This window comes from Mycoplasma elephantis ATCC 51980 (genome assembly GCF_000687815.1).
Lineage (GTDB): Bacteria > Bacillota_I > Bacilli_A > Mycoplasmatales > Metamycoplasmataceae > Mycoplasma_H > Mycoplasma_H elephantis.
This window is the reverse complement of record NZ_JHXU01000018.1, coordinates 1-5,474: the sequence shown is the minus strand read 5'-3', so window position 1 is coordinate 5,474 and position 5,474 is coordinate 1. Positions and strand designations below refer to the sequence as shown.

The following is a 5,474-nucleotide window of genomic DNA, read 5'->3' as shown; positions in this document are numbered from 1 at the left end:
TATATATATATATATATATAATAGGCTTAATAAATTTTTAAATTTTTATAAAATTAATATAAAAGTATTATTTATTATTTTTATTGTTTGAATCATATTGTTTCATACCTGAATTTTATTAAAAGTAAAGTTATTCATTAATTTCGTAAATATCATGCAAATCAAATGATAAAGTATTTTCATCTCTAAGTTTGTAAACTATGTTAGGATCTAGATAACCATCTTCACGCTCGCATGATATCATATCTATATTATTTACATATAATAAATATTCATTTTCTAATTTAATTCTTTTAATTTCTATTTTTTTCTTTTTATTTGTTATAGGATCTAATTTATCTTTTATATACTCTCCTTTAGCATCCTTGTCTAACTCTTTATTTGTATCTTTATCAAAAAGTATTTCTAATCCATTTAAAGGGTTTACTTTATAAACGGATAAATCAAAGTTAGAACTTAAACTCTTAACACCAACATTCCCTACAGGTGAATGGAACTTGGAGTATTGATCAAGTCTTTTATCATCAATCTTTCTTCTTATTTTAGAACTAGAACCTATTTTCTTTACTTTAGTATAGAAAAAATTAGGTGTTAAAAATTCACTCCTATTAGAATATAAATTAACATGAACATGACTCATTCAACCGCCATTTGTTGAAACAGAACCCAAATATCCTATAACATCGCCCTTATTTGCTTTTGTAGGGTTATCGGGAGTAGCATTACATACATTAATAATTCTTTCGGAACCAAGTAATTCTTTTGTTATTACTCAATTATAATTTTCGTTTTTTAAGGTCAAATTGGCATCTAGATGTATAAATGACATTAATATGTATTCTGAGTCTTTGTCTAAATATAATTGTTTTTCTCTTGGGGTTCAATCTAGATTACTAATAGGTATTTTAACAAGAATGCATGTACCTACACCAGATGCGGCTTTTTTAGTTTTTAATTCAAACCCAGCAATTATTTCTCCATCATATGGCATTAATATTTTAGTAAAGTCTGGGGCAATATAATCTTCACCAAAATGCAAATATACAGGTGTTTTAATATCATCAGCATAAAATCCTCGTGATGTGCCATACCCTCCAGTAAATAATTTAGAATTATGCATATTAAAAAATGATGTATCAATACTATGTAAATCAGCGGATGTTAATCTGCTAGCATTAAAATTGTATGCTTTTATATTATCTTTGGTAAATTCTTTAGAATATAAAAATGAGTAGTGACCTACACCTACTTTTTTATTTATTTTTAGTTTTGTATTATTACTTAATGTTACTATTAGCTCGATAGAAGCATTTCTGAAATCATTTTTATTAGTTAATATTTTAGATATTTTAATATCTAAAATATTTTTGTTATTTGTTTTAATTATTAAATCACTAGGTTTAATAATTGATAAATCAGCGTTATTGATTGGCTCATATTTGGAATTAATAATAATAGAATTTATAATTTTTAATTCTTTTTCAAATGATGAGTTATTTAAATTAAATGTAATTCATATGTCTTTACCTACGTCAGCATTGCTTTTTAATTTATTGTCATAACTAGAAACCGCTAATCTCACTTTAACTTTAGCTTTATTTAAATCATTTACTGAATAAAAATCTATTTTGTATGGAGTTAGTTTAAATTTTAAATTTTTATGTTTATTAGTTAATTTATTTCATTTATCACTTTTAACTTTAAACATGTTATTAAAGGTATCTAAATCTAGTTCATTAATACCATATTTATTAATTAATTCAATTATTTCATTATTTAAAGTAAAATTAACATTAAAATCACTTTCCTTTAATTTTTTAATATCTTCTAATGAATCTCTTAGAGTGCTCATTATTTTTTCTTCATTTTTATTTAATAAAACATTTTCTAAACGAAAATTAATTGTGCATGAAGAGTATAAGTTGCTAGAAAATGCATCTATATTTTTTATTTTTAATATTATAGGAAATATAACATCAAAATAATTACCTTGATCTCTTGTTACGTTGTTATAATCAATCTTAAATTCAATTCTTTTTAAGAATTCATTAGTAAAATTGAATTTATCTTTTAATAAGTTTAAAAATTTATCTTTATCAAACTTCATATATTTAATCATATAATTATTCTTTTTCATCAAATTAAACTCAACAGTTTTATTTGATGCATTTGAAGTAAAAACTATAAAATTATTTAATTCATAATTGTTTGATTCAAAATAATTTTTTATATCTGAAAGGATATTTATTTCATTAATTTTAATAATTTCATTTAATTTTGAATTAAATTGTTTATCTTCTTTATTTAAAGAAGAATAATTAATAAATATTTCTTTATTTGAAACTTCTTTATTATTACAACTTATTAACACATTTGATAATGGTATTAAAGATAAAGTAGCTAATATATTATATATATATATAGATTTCATGTCATGCCTCCCTCTTTTATGCAATGGATAAATATGCTCCTGATTGAATTTTGATACCTATAGCAATAAAGGCTATAATAATGGGTATTATTATTGTTAAAATTAAAACTATAATAAATTCATAAAATGAATTTAACAAATTATGTCTTTTATTCTTAAGATAACAAATTGTATTAATAACAAAATATATAAATGAAAAGAATAAATGAAAAGCAAAAAAATTAAAAAATGATGATATATAAATAATAAAGAATATACATAGCAACTCAATTAATTTTATTTCAAAATCATTTATATCATAGTTCGCCTTATCAATCATTGCGATGAAAGGTACTGTTGATGTGAATAATAATATAAAAATAAATTCTTTTACACTAAAAGAAAATATCCTAAGTTTATTTTCTTTTTCAAAAAAACTCAATATGTTCATCTTGTATAAGATATAACAATATTTTTTATGATTCATATAAATTTTTTTAATCAATAAAAATATAGATATGAATAATAAAAAAGCTATTAGTCCGCCTAATAATTGGGCAAAAAATATATAAGACATACCATTAAGAATGGGTTGTCCTATTAATCCTTGCATTCCTTTTGTTTGCCCTGATTTACCAAATCCTCTTATAAATGAATTAAAAATAACTATAATAGGATTTAGCATTGGATAAACAGGTAGTTTTGATCATATTTTAGAAATACCTCAAGGAATAAAAAATGATAAAGAAGTAGAAAATAAATAACCAGTTGATAAATACAATTTATTATTTTGTTTATTCGAAAGTTTAGCTATAAACATTCAAATAAAAACACAAAATATTAAAATAAAAACACTTAAACATTCAAATATAAATACACTTTCATTTCAAAATGTCCTTAAGGCTTCACCAGGAGTATTTAATTTATACATATCTTTATTATTATATATTCATTAATTACATTAAATATAATTAAAATAAAAAATTTTATATTTTAATGAATACCTAAAATTAAATCCAAAGACCTACAACCAAATCAATAATAAAAAAATATGGTAACCATATTTTTTTATTATTTAAACTCAACACTAATTCTATTGTCATCTTCATAGTTGAAGTCATATCATACTTCTGCTTGGTATGCATAAATAGTTCTACTTTGCTTTCATCTTAGAGATTTGAAATACGAATTTGTTGGATTAAAGAAATTAACTTCTAATTTTCTATCATCATATTTTCAATCTTCTAAATCTGTTTTGATTGTATTCTTAAATACCATTGGGTGAGATATCATTTCTACATTATAAACAACATTTTTATAAGTAATATTATTTTTAACCTTTATTCTATTTTTTGATGGGAAATTAACATCTTGGAAAACAATAGTGGGAATATTGATATTCCTTTCACCTTCTGGTCTATGGTAATATTTAGCCGGTTGATATTTTGGTGCGGATTCATTTTGTCCAAATACGATAGTTTGTGTTCCACGAATAGATGTGACATTACCTGAACGTAAAAAACTTCTATTTTCCACCTCAATAATTATGTGATTATTAAATCAACTTTTTTCTTCAAGAACAACATCCTCATCAATTAAATAAACATATGGTTGTTGTTTAATTGCGGAATCTATATATTTATATTTCAATTTTCAACTTTCTCATTTTCTAGTATTTAGAAAATATAGTTGTTCATCTATATATCCGTTAAAAAAATCCTTAATTGATATTGGTGTAATTTTTTTATATTTCTCACTAGCTTTACCTTGTATATCTCTAAAATCTAATGTCATATCATGCGATCCTGAATTAAGTTTATATATTTCGGGATATTGTTTAGTTGAATTACTACTATTGGCCGGATTTAAATAATCATTGGGGTTTTGATACATGGTTATAGAAGGATTTGTAATATTTTTAATAAAATTACTTTTTATATTCTTGTAAAATCCTCCATTATTATTAGTTTTATATCTATTATTTATTTCATTTTCATTTATATCATGAGAATCTAAATATGTAAACCCAATATTATATTTGTTTGCTCAAAAATTATCAGATTCCTTGGATGAATCAGGTTCAAGCCGATAATCGAAATCTGGATTTTTCTTATCTATTTCTTCATACATATATTGTGGTATTCAATTATCTTCACGAATATTCATATTTTTTAGTTTTCAAGAATCAATATAACCTGCGCTATGAGCAAACATTTTATGACCAGCAATATTAGCAAATCCATCACGTGTTATTGAATGTATCATCGGCTCTATATTCGAATTCTTTAATAAATCTTCTAACTCTTTTCTGTTATTGCGACATTTAACTTCAACTTTTTGATTTTGAGCTTCAGTTCATGTATCAAAATATTTTACTCTTAATGTATAAGTAATTACAGACTTACCTGGCCCACCATCACTAGAAGGTGCATGTGCCATTTCTACCTTAGTAGGTTTTAATTCATACTTATTGGTATCAAATGCTGCTCCACCCTTTTTAATTAATTTAACATCATTTAACTTAACTTCGTTTGGATTAACTCCATGTCACATATCATCTTGGAATTTACCGCTATTAGCTAAATTAACAAATACATTGTCTTTTACAAATTTAATATCATCATCTTTTACTTTATTTTCTAAATATCCATTAACAATTACGCTAAATTGTTTTTCATAATTTCCGCATTTGGCAACTAAATAAATAGTCTTACTTGCCTTTAGATCATTATCTATTACATGACGAGCATTATCTAATCTTATTTCAATATTTCCAATATTATATTTTTTATATTTATTAGCATCTATATCAATATAAGATTTTAAGTAATTTCCAGTATCACTACTTAATTCGTCTGAGTTATTATATTTAGCTTTACTTGCTAAATTATTTTTAAAGTTAATAGTATTTAATGCTTGTTTATTAATATTAGATATGTAATTATTTACTCTATTTTCATTTAATTTATCTAATGATAAAAATCCATTTATAGGTACTATAAATTCTTTTGTAACTTTTGTAGATAATGAAAGATTTTTATATACTTCTAATTTTAAGTTAAGA

General features: G+C 22.9%; 3 protein-coding genes. All 3 read right to left on the bottom strand.

Features of this window, described 5'->3' with window-relative positions; translation table 4 throughout:
* Positions 1 to 130: 130 nt before the first annotated feature.
* On the bottom strand, positions 131 to 2,431 hold the full coding sequence (locus tag T380_RS0103590; protein ID WP_027334509.1) for an MSC_0775 family lipoprotein: 2,301 nt from the start codon (positions 2,429 to 2,431) through the stop codon (positions 131 to 133).
* 16 nt (positions 2,432 to 2,447) lie between these two features.
* On the bottom strand, positions 2,448 to 3,341 hold the full coding sequence (locus T380_RS0103585; protein ID WP_027334508.1) for an MAG4940 family membrane protein: 894 nt from the start codon (positions 3,339 to 3,341) through the stop codon (positions 2,448 to 2,450).
* A gap of 140 nt (positions 3,342 to 3,481) precedes the next feature.
* Positions 3,482 to 5,474, bottom strand: a 1,993-nt coding sequence (locus tag T380_RS04410; protein WP_036437108.1) for a hypothetical protein, incomplete at its 5' end; no start/stop codon positions are given.